At 68.2% G+C, this 18,790-nt stretch carries 18 protein-coding genes; 14 read left to right on the plus strand and 4 right to left on the minus strand.

Features of this window, described 5'->3' with window-relative positions; translation table 11 throughout:
* Together ABD024_RS00650 and ABD024_RS00655 are read left to right on the plus strand one after the other, a co-directional pair.
* Positions 1–991 (plus strand): PA0069 family radical SAM protein (locus ABD024_RS00650; protein ID WP_343848649.1); only part of this gene is annotated, 991 nt, incomplete at its 5' end.
* Positions 992–1,117: 126 nt separating this feature from the next.
* Positions 1,118–1,297, plus strand: a complete 180-nt coding sequence (locus ABD024_RS00655; RefSeq protein ID WP_140651594.1) for a hypothetical protein — start codon at positions 1,118–1,120, stop codon at positions 1,295–1,297.
* A gap of 48 nt (positions 1,298–1,345) precedes the next feature.
* Here ABD024_RS00655 and ABD024_RS00660 read toward each other — a convergent pair whose 3' ends face one another.
* From ABD024_RS00660 to ABD024_RS00670, 3 genes are all read right to left on the minus strand, one after another.
* Positions 1,346–3,403, minus strand: coding sequence for an alpha/beta hydrolase family protein (locus tag ABD024_RS00660; protein WP_343848653.1), 2,058 nt, complete (start codon positions 3,401–3,403; stop codon positions 1,346–1,348).
* Between the two features lie 84 nt (positions 3,404–3,487).
* Positions 3,488–4,402 carry a patatin-like phospholipase family protein gene (locus ABD024_RS00665; RefSeq protein ID WP_343848655.1) on the minus strand — a complete coding sequence of 305 codons (915 nt, stop codon included), beginning with the start codon at positions 4,400–4,402 and terminating at the stop codon, positions 3,488–3,490.
* Between the two features lie 98 nt (positions 4,403–4,500).
* Positions 4,501–5,532, minus strand: coding sequence for a class 1 fructose-bisphosphatase (locus tag ABD024_RS00670; protein ID WP_343848657.1), 1,032 nt, complete (start codon positions 5,530–5,532; stop codon positions 4,501–4,503).
* Between the two features lie 154 nt (positions 5,533–5,686).
* On the opposite strand from ABD024_RS00670, the gene ABD024_RS00675 reads away from it, so the two are divergent.
* The 8 genes from ABD024_RS00675 to ABD024_RS00710 all read left to right on the plus strand — a co-directional run bounded on the left by ABD024_RS00675 (position 5,687) and on the right by ABD024_RS00710 (position 11,941).
* Positions 5,687–6,295 (plus strand): DJ-1/PfpI family protein, encoded by a 609-nt coding sequence (locus ABD024_RS00675; RefSeq protein ID WP_343848660.1) that lies wholly within the window; start codon positions 5,687–5,689, stop codon positions 6,293–6,295.
* A 10-nt stretch (positions 6,296–6,305) separates the two neighbouring features.
* Positions 6,306–6,491 (plus strand): hypothetical protein, encoded by a 186-nt coding sequence (locus ABD024_RS00680; RefSeq protein WP_343848662.1) that lies wholly within the window; start codon positions 6,306–6,308, stop codon positions 6,489–6,491.
* Positions 6,492–6,596: 105 nt separating this feature from the next.
* On the plus strand, positions 6,597–7,229 hold the full coding sequence (locus ABD024_RS00685; protein WP_343848664.1) for a glutathione S-transferase family protein: 633 nt from the start codon (positions 6,597–6,599) through the stop codon (positions 7,227–7,229).
* Positions 7,230–7,289: 60 nt separating this feature from the next.
* The gene (locus ABD024_RS00690; protein ID WP_343848666.1) at positions 7,290–7,994 is read left to right on the plus strand and encodes a helix-turn-helix transcriptional regulator; all 705 of its coding nucleotides are present in this window, start codon (positions 7,290–7,292) and stop codon (positions 7,992–7,994) included.
* Positions 7,995–8,117: 123 nt separating this feature from the next.
* Positions 8,118–9,920: a DUF885 domain-containing protein gene (locus tag ABD024_RS00695; protein WP_343854380.1), complete on the plus strand. Its 1,803-nt coding sequence runs from the start codon at positions 8,118–8,120 to the stop codon at positions 9,918–9,920.
* A gap of 79 nt (positions 9,921–9,999) precedes the next feature.
* Positions 10,000–10,410 carry an MbcA/ParS/Xre antitoxin family protein gene (locus tag ABD024_RS00700; protein ID WP_343848668.1) on the plus strand — a complete coding sequence of 137 codons (411 nt, stop codon included), beginning with the start codon at positions 10,000–10,002 and terminating at the stop codon, positions 10,408–10,410.
* Between the two features lie 130 nt (positions 10,411–10,540).
* Complete coding sequence (locus ABD024_RS00705) at positions 10,541–11,230, plus strand: RES family NAD+ phosphorylase (RefSeq protein ID WP_343848671.1); 690 nt, start codon at positions 10,541–10,543, stop codon at positions 11,228–11,230.
* 30 nt (positions 11,231–11,260) lie between these two features.
* Positions 11,261–11,941, plus strand: coding sequence for an SGNH/GDSL hydrolase family protein (locus ABD024_RS00710; RefSeq protein WP_343848672.1), 681 nt, complete (start codon positions 11,261–11,263; stop codon positions 11,939–11,941).
* Positions 11,942–11,950: 9 nt separating this feature from the next.
* Here the strand turns inward: ABD024_RS00710 and phhA are convergent, their stop codons facing one another.
* A complete protein-coding gene (gene phhA / locus ABD024_RS00715) occupies positions 11,951–12,838 on the minus strand; it encodes a phenylalanine 4-monooxygenase (protein WP_343848674.1) in 888 nt (295 codons plus the stop codon).
* A gap of 139 nt (positions 12,839–12,977) precedes the next feature.
* Between phhA and ABD024_RS00720 the strand changes: the two genes are divergently transcribed.
* The 4 genes from ABD024_RS00720 (at position 12,978) to ABD024_RS00735 (ending at position 18,773) form a co-directional block, all read left to right on the plus strand.
* Positions 12,978–13,454, plus strand: a complete 477-nt coding sequence (locus ABD024_RS00720; protein ID WP_343848676.1) for an Lrp/AsnC family transcriptional regulator — start codon at positions 12,978–12,980, stop codon at positions 13,452–13,454.
* A gap of 43 nt (positions 13,455–13,497) precedes the next feature.
* Positions 13,498–14,298, plus strand: a complete 801-nt coding sequence (locus ABD024_RS00725; RefSeq protein ID WP_343848678.1) for a lysophospholipid acyltransferase family protein — start codon at positions 13,498–13,500, stop codon at positions 14,296–14,298.
* A complete protein-coding gene (locus ABD024_RS00730; protein WP_343848680.1) occupies positions 14,295–15,314 on the plus strand; it encodes a YheT family hydrolase in 1,020 nt (339 codons plus the stop codon). Before ABD024_RS00725 ends, ABD024_RS00730 begins: the two co-directional genes overlap by 4 nt.
* Before the next feature lie 96 nt (positions 15,315–15,410).
* Positions 15,411–18,773, plus strand: coding sequence for a GH92 family glycosyl hydrolase (locus tag ABD024_RS00735; RefSeq protein ID WP_343848682.1), 3,363 nt, complete (start codon positions 15,411–15,413; stop codon positions 18,771–18,773).
* Positions 18,774–18,790 lie beyond the last annotated feature (17 nt).

The raw sequence follows: 18,790 nt of genomic DNA on the forward strand, positions 1-18,790 counted from the left end.
CGGCTGGCAGAGCGCGCTGTTGGACGAGGACGCACCGCGCCCGCGCACCGAGGTCACCGAGGAACGCGCGCGCAGCGTGATCAGCCGCAACGACTCGCCGGACATCGCGTTCAGCCAGGCGATCAACCCCTACCGTGGCTGCGAGCATGGTTGCATCTACTGTTTCGCACGGCCGTCGCACAGCTATCTCAACCTCTCGCCCGGGCTGGATTTCGAGACGAAGCTGCGCGCGAAAGGCAACTTCGCCGAGGTGCTGCGCGCCGAGCTGGCCAAGCCGGGCTACGCGGTCAGCCCGATCAACATCGGCAGCAACACCGACCCGTACCAGCCGATCGAGAAGCGCTGGCGACTGACCCGCGCCGCGCTGGAACTGCTGGCCGAATGCCATCACCCGTGCACCATCGTGACCAAGAACGCGCTGGTGGAACGCGACCTCGACATCCTGGTGCCGATGGCGCACGAACGGCTGGTGCAGGTGTTCGTCTCGGTCAACTCGCTGGACAACCATCTCGCCGCGAAACTCGAACCGCGCGCCAGCGCGCCGCACCGGCGGATCCAGGCGATCCGCACCCTGGCCGACGCCGGCGTGCCGGTCGGCGTGCTGGTGGCGCCGATCATTCCAGCGCTCAACGACCGCGACATGGAGGCGGTGCTGGCGCAGGCGGCCGAGGCCGGGGCAAGTTGCGCCGGCTACACCACGCTGCGCCTGCCGCACGAGTTGAAGGCCCTGTTCCGCGAATGGCTCGCCCTGCACGCGCCGCAGCGCGCCGAGCACGTGATGAGCCTGGTGCAGCAGATGAACGGCGGGCGCGACTACGACAGCAACTTCGCCACCCGCATGCGCGGGCAGGGCGTGTTCGCCGACCTGCTGCGCCGCCGCTTCGAGGTCGCCTGCCGCAAGCACGGCTTCGGCCGCGCCCGCGAACTCACCCTCGACACCTTGCGCTTCGTGCCGCCGCGCAAGGCGTCGCCGCAGGGTGAGTTGTTCTGAGCCGATCCCGCCGCGCGGAGTTTCACGCGCTGCTGATGGCCACCCGGGTCAAATCGACTGCCACAAGTTGCTATTCCGGCAGCTGTTCCGCTTCGCGGCGCAGGACCGGAAAACACGGAGGCACCGATGTCCTCATTTGCGCTTTACCTGATCGGCATGATCGTCGTGATCGGCGGCCTGGCCTATGCCGCCTTTCTGCTGCACGCACCCACGCAATGGATCATCGTCGGCGTGGTGGTGCTGCTGGGCATCGGCATCGTCGGCGCGGTCACGCATACACGTCGGCGCGATCCACCCGAATCGTGAGCGACGGTTCCTTCCGGCAAGCACCGGAAGGAACCACGCCGCGCGCGGTCAGCCGCCGGCCGGCAGGTACTTCGCGAACCAGCCCAGCGCCCGCTGCAGCACGTCGCGCTGATGCGCCGGGTCGACGAAGTGGTGGCCTTCGTTCGGGTACACCACCAGCGAGGTCGGCACGTTCTGCGCGCGCAGCGCGTGCCACATCTCGAACGACTGCGGCGCCGGGCATTCGGCATCGCGGTCGCCGACCACGATCAGCATCGGCGTCTTCACCTGCTTGATGAAGTTGATCGCCGAACTTTTCGCGTACACCGCCGGATCGTCGTACACGGTGGCGCCGAAGAACGGCGGCATCCACTGGTCGATCAGGTTCTGGCCGTAATAGCTCTGCCAGTTGGCGATGCCGGCGCCGGCGACCACCGCGCGGAAACGCTGGGTCTGGGTCGGCGCGAACATGCTCATGAAGCCGCCGTAGCTCCAGCCGGTGAGGCCGAGCCGCTGGTCGTCCACCGGCACCTTCTTCTCCACCGCGTCGACGCCGGCGAGGATGTCACGCAGGTCGCCGTAGCCGAAATCCTTGCGGTTCGCCTGCACGTATTTTTCGCCCTGGCCGAAGCTGCCGCGCGGGTTCGGCATGAACACGAAATAGCCCAGTGCCGCCAGCGGTGCGCCGCCGTAGCCGACGCCCGGCCAGCGCGGCAGCACCGCGCTGGCCGGACCGCCGTGCACCACCACGATCATCGGGTAGGTCTTGTTCGGATCGTAGTTGGCCGGATACAGCAACCAGCCCTGCACGTGGAAACCTTCGTTGTTCCACTCCACCGATTCGGCCTTGCCCCAGGCCGGCTTCAGTGCGGCATTGAACGCGGTCACCGCCGGCGGCGGCGTATGGCCCAGCGCGCCGGCGTGAACCTCGGTCGCGGCCGTGTACGAGCTCTGCAGGAAGGCCACGGACCTGAGGTCGCCGGACAGCGATATCGCCATCGACACGCTGCCGTCGCCGATGCTGGCCGGCACGGTGAAGTGCACGCGCTGTTGCTGTGCACGCGTGGCGGAAACCGCGTAATCGGCCAGCTGGCTCCGGCCGTTACTGACCTGGCTGACCAGCATCGACTGCGGCCCGCTCCAGCGCAGCCACGACGGCGTGACGCGGATGCCCGGGGTGAGATTGACCGGCGCGCCGCCGCCGGCCGCTACCGCGTAGAGGTCGCCGCCGGTGGCGCCCTGGTCGCTCATCAGGCCGCCGATGAAGGCGATCCGCGTGGCATCCGGCGACCAGCGCGGCAGCGCGATCTGCAGGCCACGCAGGGAACCACTGTCGGTGCCGGCGGGATCGACCAGCACGCTGGCGCTGGCGTCAGCTTGCGCCGGCTGCACGTAGAGTTTCGCGACCCACCAGTTGTTGTCGCCCGGCGGCGGTGCGGCGGTGTAGGCGATGCGCGAACCGTCCGGCGACCAGTCGAATTCGTACGCGTACAGGCCGGCCGGGGTCAGCTCGCGCAGCGCGCCGCTGGCCACATCGAGGCTGGCCACGCGCTGCACTTCCACGCCGCTCACGCCGATTTCGCCAGCAGCCGGCTTGGCCGCGGCCACTGCGCTGGCGTGACGGGTGGCGCCGGGCACGTAGAGGAAGCCGAGCGATTTGCCGTCGGTGGTCCATTGCAGCGACCGCACGTAGCCTTGCAGTTCGGCCAGCCGTGCCGGTGCGCCGCTGCCGCGCGTGTCGGCCAGGTAGATCGCGTTCTGCATGACCTTGGTGCTGGTGAGGTCGACACTGCAGTTGGAGACGAAGGCGAGGCGACGCGAGTCGGGCGCCCAGGCGACGCCGGATTCGGCGCAGCTGCCCGGCTTGGCCGCGGCACTCACCCGATGCGCATGGCGGCCGGCGGCATCGGCCACCTCGATCGCCGGCTTGCCGTCGCGCTGGATCACCCACGCCAGCTGCTTGCCGTCCGGCGAGATCGCCACCGCCTGGATCGACTGCGCCTTGCCCAGCTGGGCCAGTACCTGTTCGATGCGCGGATCGACCGCGGGCGCGGCGGCGAAGGCGTGCGGTGCCAGCGCGAGGGCCAGCAGCAACAAGGGAGCGGGCAGGTGCGAGCGTTTCAGCATGGGAGGATTCCGGCACGGGGAATCCTCAACGCTACAACCCGCCGGTCACAGGCGCCAAGTGCAGGACGGCATGGCCGGCGTGGCTCAGGGCGCGATGGTCGCGGCGGCCTGGCGCGCCGCGACCATCGCGGCGAGTTTGGCGCGGATCGCGGGGATCGCCGCCAACGCGGCCTTCTCGCCGGCGAGGATGGCCTGGTTCTTCTGCTCGAAATCGGTGGGGCCAATGCCGCGCAGGTCGGGCCGGATCACCACGTCGGCGCGCGCGCTTTCCTGCGCGGCCAGTTGCCGGCCCATGATGCTGATCGACTGGCCGACGATGTTCATCATGCCTTGCGGGTTGCTGCCGTCGGGCGCAGCGGAGATGTCCACCGCGATCACGAAATCGGCGCCGAGCCGGCGCGCCGCGTCGACCGGGATCGGGCTGACCACGCCGCCGTCGACGTAGTGCTTGCCGTGGATCTCGACCGGCTCGAACACGCCGGGAATACTCGACGACGCGCGCACCGCGCGGCCGGTGTTGCCGCGCACGAACACCGTGCGCGTGCCGGTTTCCAGCTCGGTGGCCACCGCGGCGAACGGCATCTTCAACTGCTCGATCGGCTGCTTGTGCAGCAACTGGTTCACGTAGTCCTGCAGCGCCTGGCCTTGCACCAGGCCGCCGGAAAACAGCCGCACGTCGCGGATCTTCGCCTCATCCAGACCGAACGCGGTCTGCTGCAGCGCGAACGCATCCATGCCGCTGGCGTACAACGCGCCGACCACGCTGCCGGCGCTGGTGCCGGCGACCACGTCCGGATGGATGCCGCTGGCCTCCAGCATCTTGATCACGCCGATATGCGCGAAACCCTTCGCCGCACCGCCGCCGAGCGCCAGGCCGATCTTCAGCGGCACCGGTGGCGGCGCAGCCACGATCGGCGGCGGCACAGGCTTCGCCGCGTGGGTGCAGGCGCCCAGCGCTAGCGTGGCAAGCAGTGGCAGGAGCAGGCGGCGGAAGGTCATGGTGTACGCGTGCGTGATTTCTGTAGGAGCGCGCTTGCGCGCGATGCGTTTCGGCTTTCGCGAATCCCGGGCAAGGAGCATCGCCCGCGAGCGGGCTCCTACGCCACGGCGCCGTCGGCCTCCAGATGATAGTGCGTGGCCACGTCGACTTCCTGCTTCGAACCGAGGAACACCGGCACGCGCTGGTGCAGGCCGGTCGGTTGCAGCTCCATGATGCGTTCACGCCCGGTGGTCGCGGCGCCGCCGGCCTGCTCGACGATGAAGGCCATCGGGTTGGCCTCGTACATCAGCCGCAGCTTGCCACCCTGCGCGAAGATTTTCGCGTCCAGCGGGTAATAGAACACGCCGCCGCGGGTCACGATGCGGTGCACGTCGGCGACCATCGAGGCGACCCAGCGCATGTTGAAGTCCTTGCCGCGCGGGCCCTCCTTGCCGGCCAGCAGTTCGCCGATGTAACGCTGCATCGGCGCCTGCCAGTGGCGCTGGTTCGACATGTTGATGGCGAACTCGGCGGTCTGTTCCGGAATCCGGATGGCGCGCCGGCTCAGCATGAAGCTGCCGACCTCGCGCTCGAGGGTGAATTCGTGGGTGCCGTGGCCGAAGGTGAGCACCAGCACGGTGGCCGGGCCGTACACCACGTAGCCGGCGGCGAGCTGGGTGGTGCCCGGCTGCAGGAAGTGTTCGGCCTTCGGTTCGGTCACGCCGTCGGGGCAGCGCAGCACCGAGAAGATGGTGCCGACGGAAACGTTCACGTCGATGTTCGAGGAGCCGTCCAGCGGATCGAACAGCAGCAGGTGCTGGCCCTTCGGATAGCCGTCCGGGATCTGCTGCGGGTCTTCCATTTCCTCCGAGGCGCAGGCGGCGAGGTGGCCGCCCCAGGCGTTCGCCTCCAGCAGGATTTCGTTGGAGATCACGTCCAGCTTCTTCTGCGCCTCACCCTGGATGTTCATGCTCAGCGCGTCGCCGCTGCCGGCCATGCCCAGTACGCCGCCCAGTGCACCCTTGTTGGTGGCCACCGCGATGCGCTTGCAGGCGCGCGCGACCACTTCGATCAGCAGCGAAAGTTCGGCGTTGATGTGGCCGGCGCGGCGTTCCTCGATCAGGAACTGGATCAGCGAGATGGGCTTCATGTCGGGTCCGTGGCAGAAGGAACGCGTATTGTCCCGGCTCCGGCTGAACGGTGCCAGCCTGGCGCCGCCCGTGGCCCGCATCCGGCCCGGCTGCTGACATCACGTTGGCAGCAGGGGGCGGGCAAGCTGTACCTCCATAGCGGAGGGATACGACATGCGCGATACGGTTTATTTCCTGGTGTTCGACGGCTTTGCCGACTGGCAGGCCGCGCTGGCGTTGTGCGAGATCCGCCGGCCCGGCGACTGGCAGGTGCAGGCGGTGGGCTTCTCGCGGACGCCGGTGACCTCGATGGGCGGTCTCTGCGTGCAGCCCGACCTGTCACTGGCCCAACTCGACTTCAAGCGGGCGGCGCTGCTGATCGTGCCCGGGGGCCACCTGTGGCAACGCGGCGAAGGCGAGCCGGCGGTGGCGGCGATCCGCCAGCTGCATGCGACCGGCGCGCCGGTGGCCGGCATCGACAGTGGCGTGTTGGCGCTGGCCCGCGCCGGCCTGCTCGACCACTGCCGTCACACCGGCAACTGGAACGGCCAGATCGCCGCGCAGGTGCCCGGTTATGCCGGCGTCGAGCAGTACGACAGCGAGGTGCTGGCGGTCAGCGACGGTGGCGTGATCAGCGCCAGCCACCTGGGCAGCGTGGAATTCGCCCGCGAGGTGATCCACACGCTCGATCTGTACAGCCCCAGCGATCGCGAACACTGGTACCGCCTGTTCAAGCACGCCCAGCTGCCGCCCTGGTGCGTCGGCGAAGCCGTGACCGCGTGAGGAGAAGACCATGCATCCGCTACTGCAACGCACCCTGATGGCCTACCGCCCGCTCTATCTGAATGGCCTGCTGCTGGACGGGCAGTACAAGCTGCCCAAGGCGGACTCGACGGATGCCGCCGGCAGCCCGCGTGCGCGCCGGCGCACCCTGCTGGCTGCGCTGACCCACATCGTCTTCCATCCCCGCGACCGGTGAGGCCCAGAATCCATCACTTCGTGATCGGTCCGGACGGACACGACATCGAGGCAGTCTGCCCGCTTCCGCAGGATTGAATCACCGCATTGGTCAGGAGTATCCAGCATGGACACGACACCCCGCGTCACCTTCTTCCATTCGCCGCAGAGCCGCTCCGCCGGCACCCGCGCGCTGCTGGAGGAACTCGGCGCCGACTACGAGCTGCACGTGCTCAACCTGAAGGCCGGCGAGCAGCGTGAGTCGGCGTATCTCGCGATCAACCCGATGGGCAAGGTGCCGGCGATCCGTCACGGCGGTGCGCTGATCACCGAACAGCCGGCGGTGTTCATCTACCTGGCCGATCTCTATCCCGCGGCAAAACTGGCGCCGCCGCTAGGCGATCCGTTGCGCGGGCCGTACCTGCGCTGGCTGGTGTTCTACGGCTCGTGTTTCGAGCCGGCGGTGACCGACAAGTCGATGCAGCGCGAGCCGGCGCCGCCCTCGGTCTGCGGCTATGGCGACTACGACACCATGCTGAAGACGCTCACCGACCAGCTCGAAAAAGGCCCCTGGCTGCTCGGCGATACGTTCAGCGCGGCCGACGTGCTGTGGGGTACCGCGCTGAACTGGACCACCCTGTTCAAGCTGGTGCCGGAGCTGCCGGTGATCCGCGCGTATGTCGACCGCGTGCTCGCGCGCCCGGCGATGCAGCGTGCGGCGGCGAAGGACGCCGAACTGGTGGCCGCGCAGTCGGCCTGATGCCATGCGCCGTGACGTTCGACGCTGTTCGCCATCGTCCGCCTCGGCGATGATGCGCGGATGCGCCGAGCCGATCGCCTGTTCCTCATCATCCATGCCCTGCGCGGCCGCCGTACCGCGCTGCAGGCGCGCGCGCTGGCGCAGACCTTGGGCGTTTCGTTGCGCACGGTGTACCGCGACGTCGCCGACCTGCAATTGTCCGGCGTGCCGATCGAGGGCGAGGCCGGCGTCGGCTACGTGTTGCGCAAGGGTTCGGACATCCCGCCGCTGATGTTCACCGCGAACGAGCTCGAAGCCTTGGTGGTCGGCACGCGCTTCGTGCGCGCGTTCGCTGGCACCCAACTGGCCGAAAGCGCGCAGTCCGCCCTGCTGAAGATCGAAGCGGTGCTGCCGCCGGAGTTGCGCGAGCGCGCCACGCGCACGCGGATCTTTGCGCCGGTGTGGCGCGACCAGTACCGCGAGGATTTCGCCGCGTTGATCGACCGCCTGCACGCGGCCATCGTGGGCAACCGGGTGCTGCGGCTGGAGTATCGCGACGAGAGCGGCAACGCCAGCACGCGCGAGGTCGAGCCGCTGTGCCTGTCGTTCTGGGGCGGCAAGTGGACGCTGGGCGCGTGGTGCCGGCTGCGCCAGGACTTCCGCAATTTCCGCCCGGACCGGATCACCGCCTGCGTGCCGAGCGACGAAGTCTTCGTCGAGACCGACGAACGCAATCTGGCCGCCTACCTGCGTGCGGTCGGCGTGGGCAAGCTCGATCTCGGCTGAGCAGTGCGGCCAGCCCAACGTTGCCATGCCGCGGGATGAAGGCGAGGATAGGCGTCCATGTCACTTCGCGTGATGCATGCCGACGTCGTCCCGCTACAAGGAATCCGTGTGAACAAGCTCCTGATGATGGCGCGGCTGGCCGCGCTCGCGCTGGTCTGCAGCGCAGTGCCGCTGTACGCCGCAACCACGCCGCCGGCTGGCGCCGCCGCCAGCGCCGACGTGCGCTTCAAGGACATCTACAGCAGCGAGTGGGCCTGGCGCACCGGCCAGGCCGGGATCAGCACCTCCGGCGAGCCGCAGCCGAACAATGGCCGGCTCGACCAGGTCGACGCCGCCGGTCAGCAGGGGCGACTGGACTATTGGCAGGGCGTGCTGAAGCGGCTCGACGGCGTCGACGTGACGCAACTCTCGCCGGCCAACCGAATCAACTACGCGATCTACCGCGCGCAGATCGGCAACTTCGTCGCCGGCCAGCAGTTCATGAACTGGCAGATGCCGTTCAACAGCGACTCCGCATTCTGGTCCGACCTCGGCTACGTGCTGGGCGGCGACCGCCTGCGCACGTCCGCCGATTACGACCGCTACCTCGACCGGCTCGGTCAGATCCCGGCCTACTTCGACCAGCAGATCGCGAACATGCGCGCCGGCCTCAAGCGCGGCTTCAGCGTGCCGCGTGCCGTGCTGGGCGGGCGCGACGTGTCGATCGCCACGGTGGCCGAGCTGAAGGATCCCACCCAGAGCAGCTTCTACGAACCGTTCAAGCAATTGCCGGCGTCGATCCCGGCCGAGCGGGCGCAGGCGTTGCAGGGCCAGGCGCTGCGGCGCATCCGCGACGAGGTGATCCCCGCCTACGCGAAGCTGCTGGCGTTCTTCCGCGACGAATACGTGCCGCAGGCGCGCACCACGCTGGCGGCCGAGGCGCTGCCGGACGGCAAGGCGTTCTATCGCCAGCAGATCCGCGAATACACCACGCTTGACCTGGGGCCTGACGAGATCCACCAGATCGGCCTCGACCAGGTGGCGAAGATCCACGCGCAGATGCTGGAGGTGATGCAGGACACCGGCTTCAAGGGCAGCTTCGCCGACTTCCTGCAGTTCCTGCGCACGGATCCGCAGTTCTACGCGAAGACGCCGGACGAACTGCTGATGCGCAGCGCCTGGGTGGCCAAACAGGTGGACGGCCAGATGGCCAGATACTTCGGTCACCTGCCGCGCGCGCACTTCACCATCAAGCCGGTACCGGCCGACATCGCGCCGTACTACACCTCCGGTCGCGGCGGCGCCGACGCCTACCTGGTCAACACCTACGATCTCAATTCGCGGCCGCTGTTCAACGTACCGGCACTGACCCTGCATGAGAGCTACCCCGGCCATGCTCTGCAGCTGGAGCTGGCCGACGAGCAGCACGACCAGCCCGCGTTCCGTCGCAACAGTTACATCTCCGCCTACGGCGAAGGCTGGGGGCTGTACTCGGAATACCTCGGCAACGAGATGGGCATCTACCACACGCCGTACGAGCGCTTCGGCTACCTCACCTACCAGATGTGGCGCGCCTGCCGGCTGGTGGTCGACACCGGCATCCACCACCTGGGCTGGACGCGCCAGCAGGGCATCGACTACCTCACCGTCAACACCGCGCTGTCCGCGCGCGAGATCGCCAACGAGGTGGACCGCTACATCAGCTGGCCGGGCCAGGCGCTGTCGTACGAGCTGGGCTACCTGAAGCTGCTCGAACTACGCGCGAAGGCGGAGCAGGCGCTGGGCGCGAAGTTCGACCTGCGCCACTTCCACGACACCGTGCTGCAGCTAGGCTCCGTGCCGCTGCCGGTGCTGGAACAGCGCATCGACCGCTTTATCGCCGACGGCGGCCCGGAGCCGGACTACGCTTGCGACTGCGCGAAGGCGAGGGACGTTTCAGGGCATTGAGACCGGGACGGCGGCTCGTTGGCCTTTACTGCAGTTATGAAGTAGAATCTCATGTAACTTCACAGGGAGAGCGAGTGCCATGACTGCTCATTCGACCCGCATCGCCGAAGTCGCGCCGCGTTATGCGTCGCCGGATACGCTCGCCGATCCGGCGCTGCGCGCGTTCTTCAAGCTCGCCGAACACTGGAAGCTGCGCATCGCCGACCAGCGCAGGCTGCTCGGCGACCCGCCGGAGTCGACCTTCTACAAGTGGAAGCGCCAGCAGGGCGGTGCCCTGGGGCGTGACACGCTGGAGCGGATCAGCTACCTGCTCGGCATCTGGAAGTCGCTGCAGATCCTGTTCCCCGACCCGGCCCAGGCCGATGCCTGGCTGCACAAGCCGAACACGGCACCGCCGTTCGGCGGCCATTCCGCGCTGGAGCGCATGCTGTCGGGCAACGTCGCCGACCTGTACGTGGTGCGCCAGTATCTGGATGCGCAGCGCGGCTGAGCGGTGCTGTGCTGCTCGTCGCGGTGAGCGAGACAGGAAAGCCACACGCTTCGCTCCTCCCCTGCTTGTCCCTTGAAGGACTTCCTTCGGTCGCAGAGGAGGGAGTTCGCTTGCCCGATACGGAATCTCGATGCCAACCGAGTTGCCACCCGTCAAACGCATCCGCTGGAATCAGGCCTACCGCATCGTGCCCAGCCGCTTTCCGCCGATCGGGGTGTACGACCGCATCGCCGATCCGGCCGATCTCGACGCGGTGTTCGCGATCGAGGCGCTGACCAACCCGCGCCTGCGCGAGGAAGCCGGCGCGTTGAAGCTGGTGCCGAAGGAGCATCGCATCAGCGGACCGGGCTCCACTCCGGTGATGGCTGCGTTCACCCACCTCAATCCGGACGGCAGCCGCTTCTCCGACGGCAGCTGGGGCGTGTTCTACGCCGCGCACAGCGTCGCCACCGCGGTCGAGGAAACCGTCTATCACCGCGAGCGCTTTCTCGCCGCCACCGCCGAGCCGGTCTGCGACATCGAGATGCGCTGCTACCGCACCAGCGTCGACAGCAAGCTGCACGATATCCGTGGCGGCTGGGCTGCGGCGCACGATCCCGCCAGCTACACCGCCAGCGTCACGCTGGCGCGCGAGCTGCGCGGCGCGGGTTCCAACGGCATCGTCTACGACAGCGCCCGCCATCGCGGCGGCGAATGCCTGGCTGCGTTCCAGCCCGACGTGGTGGCGCCGTGCGTGCAGGCGCAGCATCTGGTGTATCGCTGGGATGGCACGCGCATCGCGCAGGTGTTGGCGGTATCGGAACTGGCGCGGCCGCGCTAGTCCGCAGACGGACAAGTTCGAGCCGAGCCGATGAAGACCCTGCGCAACCTGTTGCTGTTCCTGCTGCTGTCGCCGTTGCTGGCGATGGCGCGAGACAACCGCGAGAACGATCACGCGCAGTGGAACGCGGAGATCGCCGCGTTCCAGGCCGGCGACCAGGCACATCCGCCGGCGGCCGGCGCGGTGCTGTTCATCGGCAGTTCGTCGATCCGCAAGTGGGCCTCGCTGGCGACGGATTTTCCCGGCGTGCGCACGATCAACCGCGGCTTCGGCGGCTCGGAGATCGACGACGCCACTTTCTTCGCCGACCGCATCGTGAGGCCGTACCACCCGCGCGCGATCGTGATCTACGCCGGCGACAACGACTTGCAGGACGGCGACAGCCCGACGCACGTGCGCGACGACTTCGCGGCCTTCGTGCGCAAGATGCGTTCGTTCGATCCCGGCGTGCCGATCGCCTTCATCGCGATCAAGCCGAGCGTGGCGCGCCAGGGGCTGCTGCCGAAGATTCGCGAGGCGAATGCGCTGGTGCGAACGTATGCAGCGACCCAGCCAGGGGTTGCTTATCTGGACGTCTTTACGCCCATGCTGGGCAAGGACGGCCAGCCGCAATCGCCGTGGTTCATCGCCGACGGCCTGCACATGAACCGCCGGGGTTATGCGCTGTGGGTCGAGTTGGTGAAACCCTGGCTGGACGCGACGCTGCGCTGATCCTACGGCTCAGGTATCCGCGTTGGTGGCCCAACCCACGCGATCACCGCGGGTGAATACGCGGTCGTCGTCCAGCACGTCGCCGGCCGCATGCACGGGCTGTTCGCGCAGGCGCGCGTAGACCGGCGTGAAGTCCGGGCGGGTTGCCTCGAACAACTGCTCGAAGCTGTCGATCACGAAGTAGGTCTGCTGGTAGGTGTCGATGCGGTAGCGCGTGCTCATCACGCGTTCCAGGCCAAAGCCGATGCGGTTCGGTGATGGCGAATCCAGGCAGTAGATCGATTCGCCTTTGGAGCTGACGATGCCGGCGCCGTAGATGCGCATGCCCTCGTTCGTGTTGATCAGGCCGAACTCCACCGTGTACCAGTACAGGCGCGTGAGGTTCATCAGTGCCTCGGGACCGATCGCGAACGCCTTCATGCCGCCGCGGCCGTAAGCCTGCATGTAGTCGGCGAACACCGGGTTGAGCAGCAGCGGCACGTGACCGAACAGGTCGTGGAACAGGTCCGGTTCGCTGAGGTAGTCGAGCTGGTCGGGCTTGCGGATCCACCAGCTGACCGGGAAGCGGCGGTTGGCCAGGTGGTCGAAGAACACCTCGTCCGGCAGCAGGCCTTCCACTGCCACCACTTCCCAGCCAGTGGCAGCACCGAGCACCTTGTTCAGCTCGGCGAACTTCGGGATGCCGCCGTCGCCCAGGCCGAAGCGCTCCACGCCAGCCATGAATTCCTGGCAGGCACGCCCGGGCAGCAGCTCGCGCTGGCGCTTGTACAAGGTGTCCCACACCTCGTGATCGGTCTTGCTGTAGCTGGCCCACGGCTGCTCGACCACGCCGGTGGCGTACACCGGCACGTAGCCGCGGTCGGTCTGCTGGTGTTCGACTTTGCGGGGCGTGTCCATGGGCTTGACTCCGGTGCGGCCTGGGGCAAGCCACAGCATACGGCCGTTTCGCCGCACTAAGGTTGTTTTGTTGTCTTGATCGGCGCGATGAATGCACTATTCTTGCGTTTGGATGGATATGACGCGAGGTTTATTGCGCATGACGACACTCGATCGCACCGACCTGCGCATGCTCGCCGTGCTGCAGAGCGAGGGCCGCATCACCAACGCGGAACTGGCCGAGCGGGTCAGCCTGTCGCCGTCGGCCTGCCTGCGCCGGTTGCAGCGACTGGAGACCGAGCGGGTCATCACCGGCTACGCCGCACAGATCGACCCGCAGGCGGTCGGGCTGGGCCTGCAGGCGTTCGTACGGGTGCAGCTGAGCAAGCACGAGAGCGCGGCGATCGAGGGCTTCGTCGAGCACGTCAACGGCTGGGACGAGGTCGTCGCCTGCCACGCGCTGACCGGCGACATGGATTACCTGCTGCACATCTATGTGGCCGACCTCAAGGACTTCTCGCGGTTCCTGCTCGATCATCTGCTGAACGCGGCCGGCGTTGCCGATGTCAATTCCAGTTTCGTGCTGCGCACGGTGAAGCGCTCGCCGTCGCTGCCGCTCGCGCAGCTGGAGCGTTGAGTGCCTCCGCGCCTGCGCCAACTGACGCTAAACTAACCGACTGATGAGCATCGACACCACCACCGAGCCCGACCGCGACCTGCTGCGCCCGCTGCGTTATCTGTGGCGGGTGCCGCTGCTGCTGCTGCACATCGTGCTGGGCATCCTGCTGTGTTCGCTGATCCTCAGCTGGAACCAGCACGCGGTGATGAAAAACGGCCGCGAGCCGTTCGCACACCGCATGATCCGCTGGTGGTCGGTCAATCTGCTGCGGGTCTTCGGCCTGCGTCCGGTGCGTATCGGCGAGGCGCAGCGCGACCCGGTGCTGTTCGTCGCCAACCACACCTCGTGGATCGACATCGTGATGCTGCACAGCCAGCGCGCGGCCTGCTTCGTGGCCAAGGCGGAGATCGCCGGCTGGCCGCTGGTCGGCTGGCTGGCCAGGAACGGCGGCACCATCTTCCATCGCCGCGGCAGCAACCATTCGCTGTCCACGGTGATGCAGGCGATGGTCGAGTGCATGCGCCGCGGTCGTTCGGTGGCGGTGTTCCCGGAAGGCGGCACCGGCTACAACGGCGTGCTGAGGATTTTCCACGCGCGCATCTTCCAGGCCGCGCTGGATGCCGAAGTACCGGTGCAGCCGGTGGCGTTGCGCTTCGCCCGCGACGGACGCCGGGTGATCGACGCCGGCTTCCGCGAGGACGAGAGTTTCCTGCACAACATCGTGCGCATGCTGGGCGAGGCACCGCTGGATGCCGAGGTGCACTTCCTGACGCCGGTACCGGCCGCTCCGGAGGCGCGCCGGCGCATGGCCGAGCTGTCGCGCGAACGCATCGCCGCCGCACTGGAAGATCGCCCCGGATGAGCCTGCTGCACGGAAAGGATTTCCAACCGCCCTGGCCGCTGCGCAGCGGCCACATCCAGACCATGCTGTCCTCCAGCGGCGTGCGCCGCGTCCTGCTGCCGCGCGCGGCGAAGACCGTGTTGCAGGGTGCACAGGCCGTCGTGGTCGACGGCGGCGGCGGCGTGCGCCTTACCGGCGCGTACACCGCGCAGAAAACCCGGCCGCAATCACGCGGCCTGGCCGTGCTGTTCCATGGCTGGGAAGGCAGCGTCGATTCCACCTACGTGCTGCAGACCGGCAGCCGCCTGCTCGCCGACGGCTGGGACATCTTCCGGCTCAACTTCCGCGACCACGGCGACAGCTACGGGCTCAACGAGGCGCTGTTCCACTCCTGCCGCCTCGACGAGGTGGTGCACGCGCTGGGCGACATCGCCGCGCGCTGGCCGACGCGGCCGATGGCCCTGGCCGGCTTCTCGCTGGGCGGCAACTTCGCGCTGCGCGCGGCGATGCAGACCTCGCGCGTGGGCATTCCGCTGAGCTACGTGCTGGCGGTGTGCCCGATCATCGACCCCGGCGAGGGCCTGTTCTCGCTGGAGGAATCCGCGCCGTGGTTCTACCAGGCGTACTTCATGCGCAAGTGGCGGCACTCGCTGCTGGCCAAGCAGAAGGCGTTCCCGCAGCACCAGTATTTCGAGATGTCCGAATTGAACCAGCATCTGCGCGGGCTGACCGAGTCGCTGGTGCTGCGGCATACCGACTTCAACACCTTGCAGCAGTATCTGGACGGCTATTCGGTGGCCGGCGACATCATGCAGGCGATGCAGATTCCTGCCACCATCCTCACCGCCAGGGACGATCCGGTGATCCCGGTCAGCGGCTTCGAGAAACTCGAACTGCCGGCCAACGTCGAGCTGGACATCGCGCCGTACGGCGGCCACTGCGGTTTCATCCGCGGCTGGGGCATGACCAGCTATACCGACGACTACATCGCCACGCGCTTCAATGCGGTGGCGGACGCGGCCGTGCCGGCCGGCTGAACGCCGGCGCGATCGCCTGGAGAGCGGGTGCCCACGGACGAACACGCACCATCACCATGGGCAGGCCAGGGGCGGGGCATGATCGGATCGGGGTGGATGGGAAACTGGCGCGCGGCCGGTTGGCTGCGTCGGGGTTTATGGCTGGCCTGCCTGCTGCCGTGCCTCGCAGCCGGCGCCGCGGATACGAGCTTCCTGCGCTCGTTCGAAAGCGCGGAGCCGGCGCCGCTGGCACCCTTGCCCGACGCCTCGTTCAGCATCGAGGTGGCGGGCGGTCCCGACCAGGCGGCGGCGCTCACCGCCAAACCCGGCGTCGGCTTCAGTGGTTTGCGCTCGCTGCGCTACCGCGGCAGCGCGAGCGGACAACAGCAGGCGGAGCTGTACGCGGTAGACCTGCCGGTACGCCCGGATACGCAGCTGTCCTATCTGATCTTCCCGCTGTCGAACGCGGGCGACCTGCGCAATCCTTCCACCTACGTCGCGGTGGACCTGCTGTTCGACGACGGCAGCCGGCTGTCCGCCCGCGGCGCGCGCGACCAGCATCGGATCGGTGCCTCGGCGCGCGCGCAGGGCGACGGCCGCACGCTGTATCCGGACCAGTGGAACTACCTGTCGATCGACGTGGGCGCGGTCGCCGCCGGACGCACGATCAAGCGCATCGTGCTGATGCACGACGGCCCAGCCGCCAGCTTCGAGGGCTACCTGGACGATCTGCGTCTCGGCGCCGCGCCCGCCGATACGCGCCGGCGTCCCAGCGACTTCGTCGACACCCGTCGCGGCACCAACTCCAACGCGCGCTTCTCGCGCGGCAACAACTTTCCCGCGGTGGCCGTGCCGCACGGCTTCAACTTCTGGACGCCGGTGACCGACGCCGGCTCGAACTGGATGTACCAGTACCAAGAGCGCAACGATGTCGACAACCGCCCGCGGCTGGAAGCGTTCGCGCTGTCGCACGAACCGAGCCCGTGGATGGGCGACCGGCAGACCTTCCAGCTGATGCCGGCCGCGGTCGCCCGCGGTGCGCCGAGTGCGAATCGGGCGGCACGTGCGCTGAGTTTCAGCCATGCGAACGAGACCGCGCACGCGCACACCTATCGCGTCGCGTTCGACAACGGCATCGTCACCGAGATCGCGCCGACCGACCACGCCGCGATGTTCCGCTTCACCTTCGCGGGCGACCGCGCGCAGCTGGTGTTCGACAACCGCGACGACCACGGCAGCATCGTGCTGGATCCATCCGGGCGCAGCTTCAGCGGCTGGTCCGACGTGAAAAGCCGGCTCTCCGCCGGCGCCACCCGGCTGTTCTTTTACGGCACGCTCGACCGGCCGGTGCGCGAGAGCGGCCGGCTGCGCGGCGAAGGCCGCGACCACGTGGCCGCCTGGTTCGGTTTCGACACCACGCAGACGAAAGTGGTGAACCTGCGCATCGCCACCTCGCTGATCAGCCTGGCCCAGGCGCAGCGCAACCTGGCGCTGGAGATCGCACCGGGCGCGAGTTTCGACGACGTGCGCGAACGCGCGCAGCGGCAGTGGGATGCGCAGCTCGGCATCGTCAAGGTGCGCGGCGCCAGCCGCGACGAGCTGACCACGCTGTACTCCAACCTGTACCGGCTGTTCCTGTATCCGAACGCCGCCTACGAGAACACCGGCACGGCGGCGCAGCCGCACTACCGTTACGCCAGCCCGTTCTCCGCGCCGGTCGGTCCGGACACGCCCACGCAGACCGGCGCGCGCGCCGTCGACGGCAAGCCGTACGTCAACAACGGCTTCTGGGACACCTACCGCACCGCATGGCCGGCCTACGTGCTGCTCACGCCGACGCAAGCGGGCGAGATGATCGACGGCTTCGTGCAGCAGTACCGCGACGGCGGCTGGATCGCGCGCTGGTCGTCGCCCGGCTACGCCGACCTGATGGTCGGCACCAGCGCCGACGTGGCATTCGCCGACGCGTGGCTGAAGGGCGTGCGCAACTTCGACGTCCACGCGTTCTACCAGTCCGCGCTGAAGGACGCCACCGTGGTCAGCCCGCTCGCCGGCACCGGCCGCAAGGGGCTGCAGCGCGCGATCTTCCACGGCTACACCTCGACCGGCGTGGAGGAAGGCCTGTCGTGGTCGATGGACGGCTATATCAACGACTTCGCGATCGGCAATCTCGCCGCGGCGCTGGCACAGCAACCCGCGGCGGACGACCCGTATGCCGCGCACTACGCCGACGATGCGGCGTACTTCCGCCAGCGTGCGCTCGGCTACGCGAACCTGTTCGACCCCGCCGTCGGCTTCTTCGTCGGCCGCGACGGTGCCGGTGACTGGCACCACGACGCCGAGAATTTCGACCCGCTGCGCTGGGGCGGCGACTACACCGAGACCGACGCCTGGAACATGGCCTTCCACGTGCCGCAGGACGGCGCCGGCCTGGCCGCGCTGTACGGCGGTCGCGCCGCGCTGGCGGCGAAACTCGATGCGTTCTTCGCCACGTCGGGCGAGTTCCACGTCGGCAGCTACGGCGGACCGATCCACGAGATGCTCGAAGCGCGCGACGTGCGCATGGGCCAGTACGGCCACAGCAACCAGCCCTCGCACCACATCATCTACATGTACGACTATGCGGGCCAGCCGTGGAAGACGCAGGACAAGGTGCGCGACGTGCTGAGTCGCCTCTACGTCGGCAGCGAGATCGGCCAGGGCTACCCGGGCGACGAAGACAACGGCGAGATGTCCGCCTGGTACCTGTTCAGCGCCGCCGGCTTCTATCCGCTGCGCATGGGCACGCCGGAATACGTGATCGGCGCGCCGTACTTCCCGCACATGGACATCGCGCTGGAGAACGGCAAGCACCTGGTGATCGACGCGCCCGCGGTCAGCGATCACAACCGCTACGTGCAGGGCTTGCGGGTGAATGGCCGGCCATGGCATCGGTTGACCCTGCCGCACGCGCTGCTGGCACAGGGCGCCAGGCTGGAGTTCGCGATGGGGCCGCGCCCGTCGCGTTGGGCCAGCGACGAGGCCGCGCTGCCGCCGTCACTCACCGCGCAGGGCAAGCCGCAACCCCTGCGTGATCTGCTCGACGAGCGGCTGGGCCGCGCCCATGGCACGCCCGCCATTCCCGGCCTGCCGTTGCTGTTCAGCAACGACTCCGGCGCCGAGGTGGTGCTGCCCGGCGTGTCGACCACGATTGACTGGCGTTTCGCGCAGCCGCGCCAGGTGACGGTGCTCACGCTGACCTCGGGCACCTCGGCCGCGGCGCCGTCCAGCTGGCAGCTGCAGGCTTCCCTCGACGGCGAGCACTGGTTCGTCCTGGATACGCGCCGGCACGAACCCTTCGCCTGGCCGCAGCAGACCCGGGCCTTTGTCGTGCAGAAGCCCGGCGAGTACGCGTACTACCGCTTGCAGATCGACGCGGCGACGACGGACGCGCCGCGGGCCCTGACCGAGATCGAGTTGCTCGGCCCGGCTACCCGGTAGGACGAGCACGGCAACCG

The organism is Rhodanobacter soli (assembly GCF_039523495.1).
Lineage (GTDB): Bacteria > Pseudomonadota > Gammaproteobacteria > Xanthomonadales > Rhodanobacteraceae > Rhodanobacter > Rhodanobacter soli.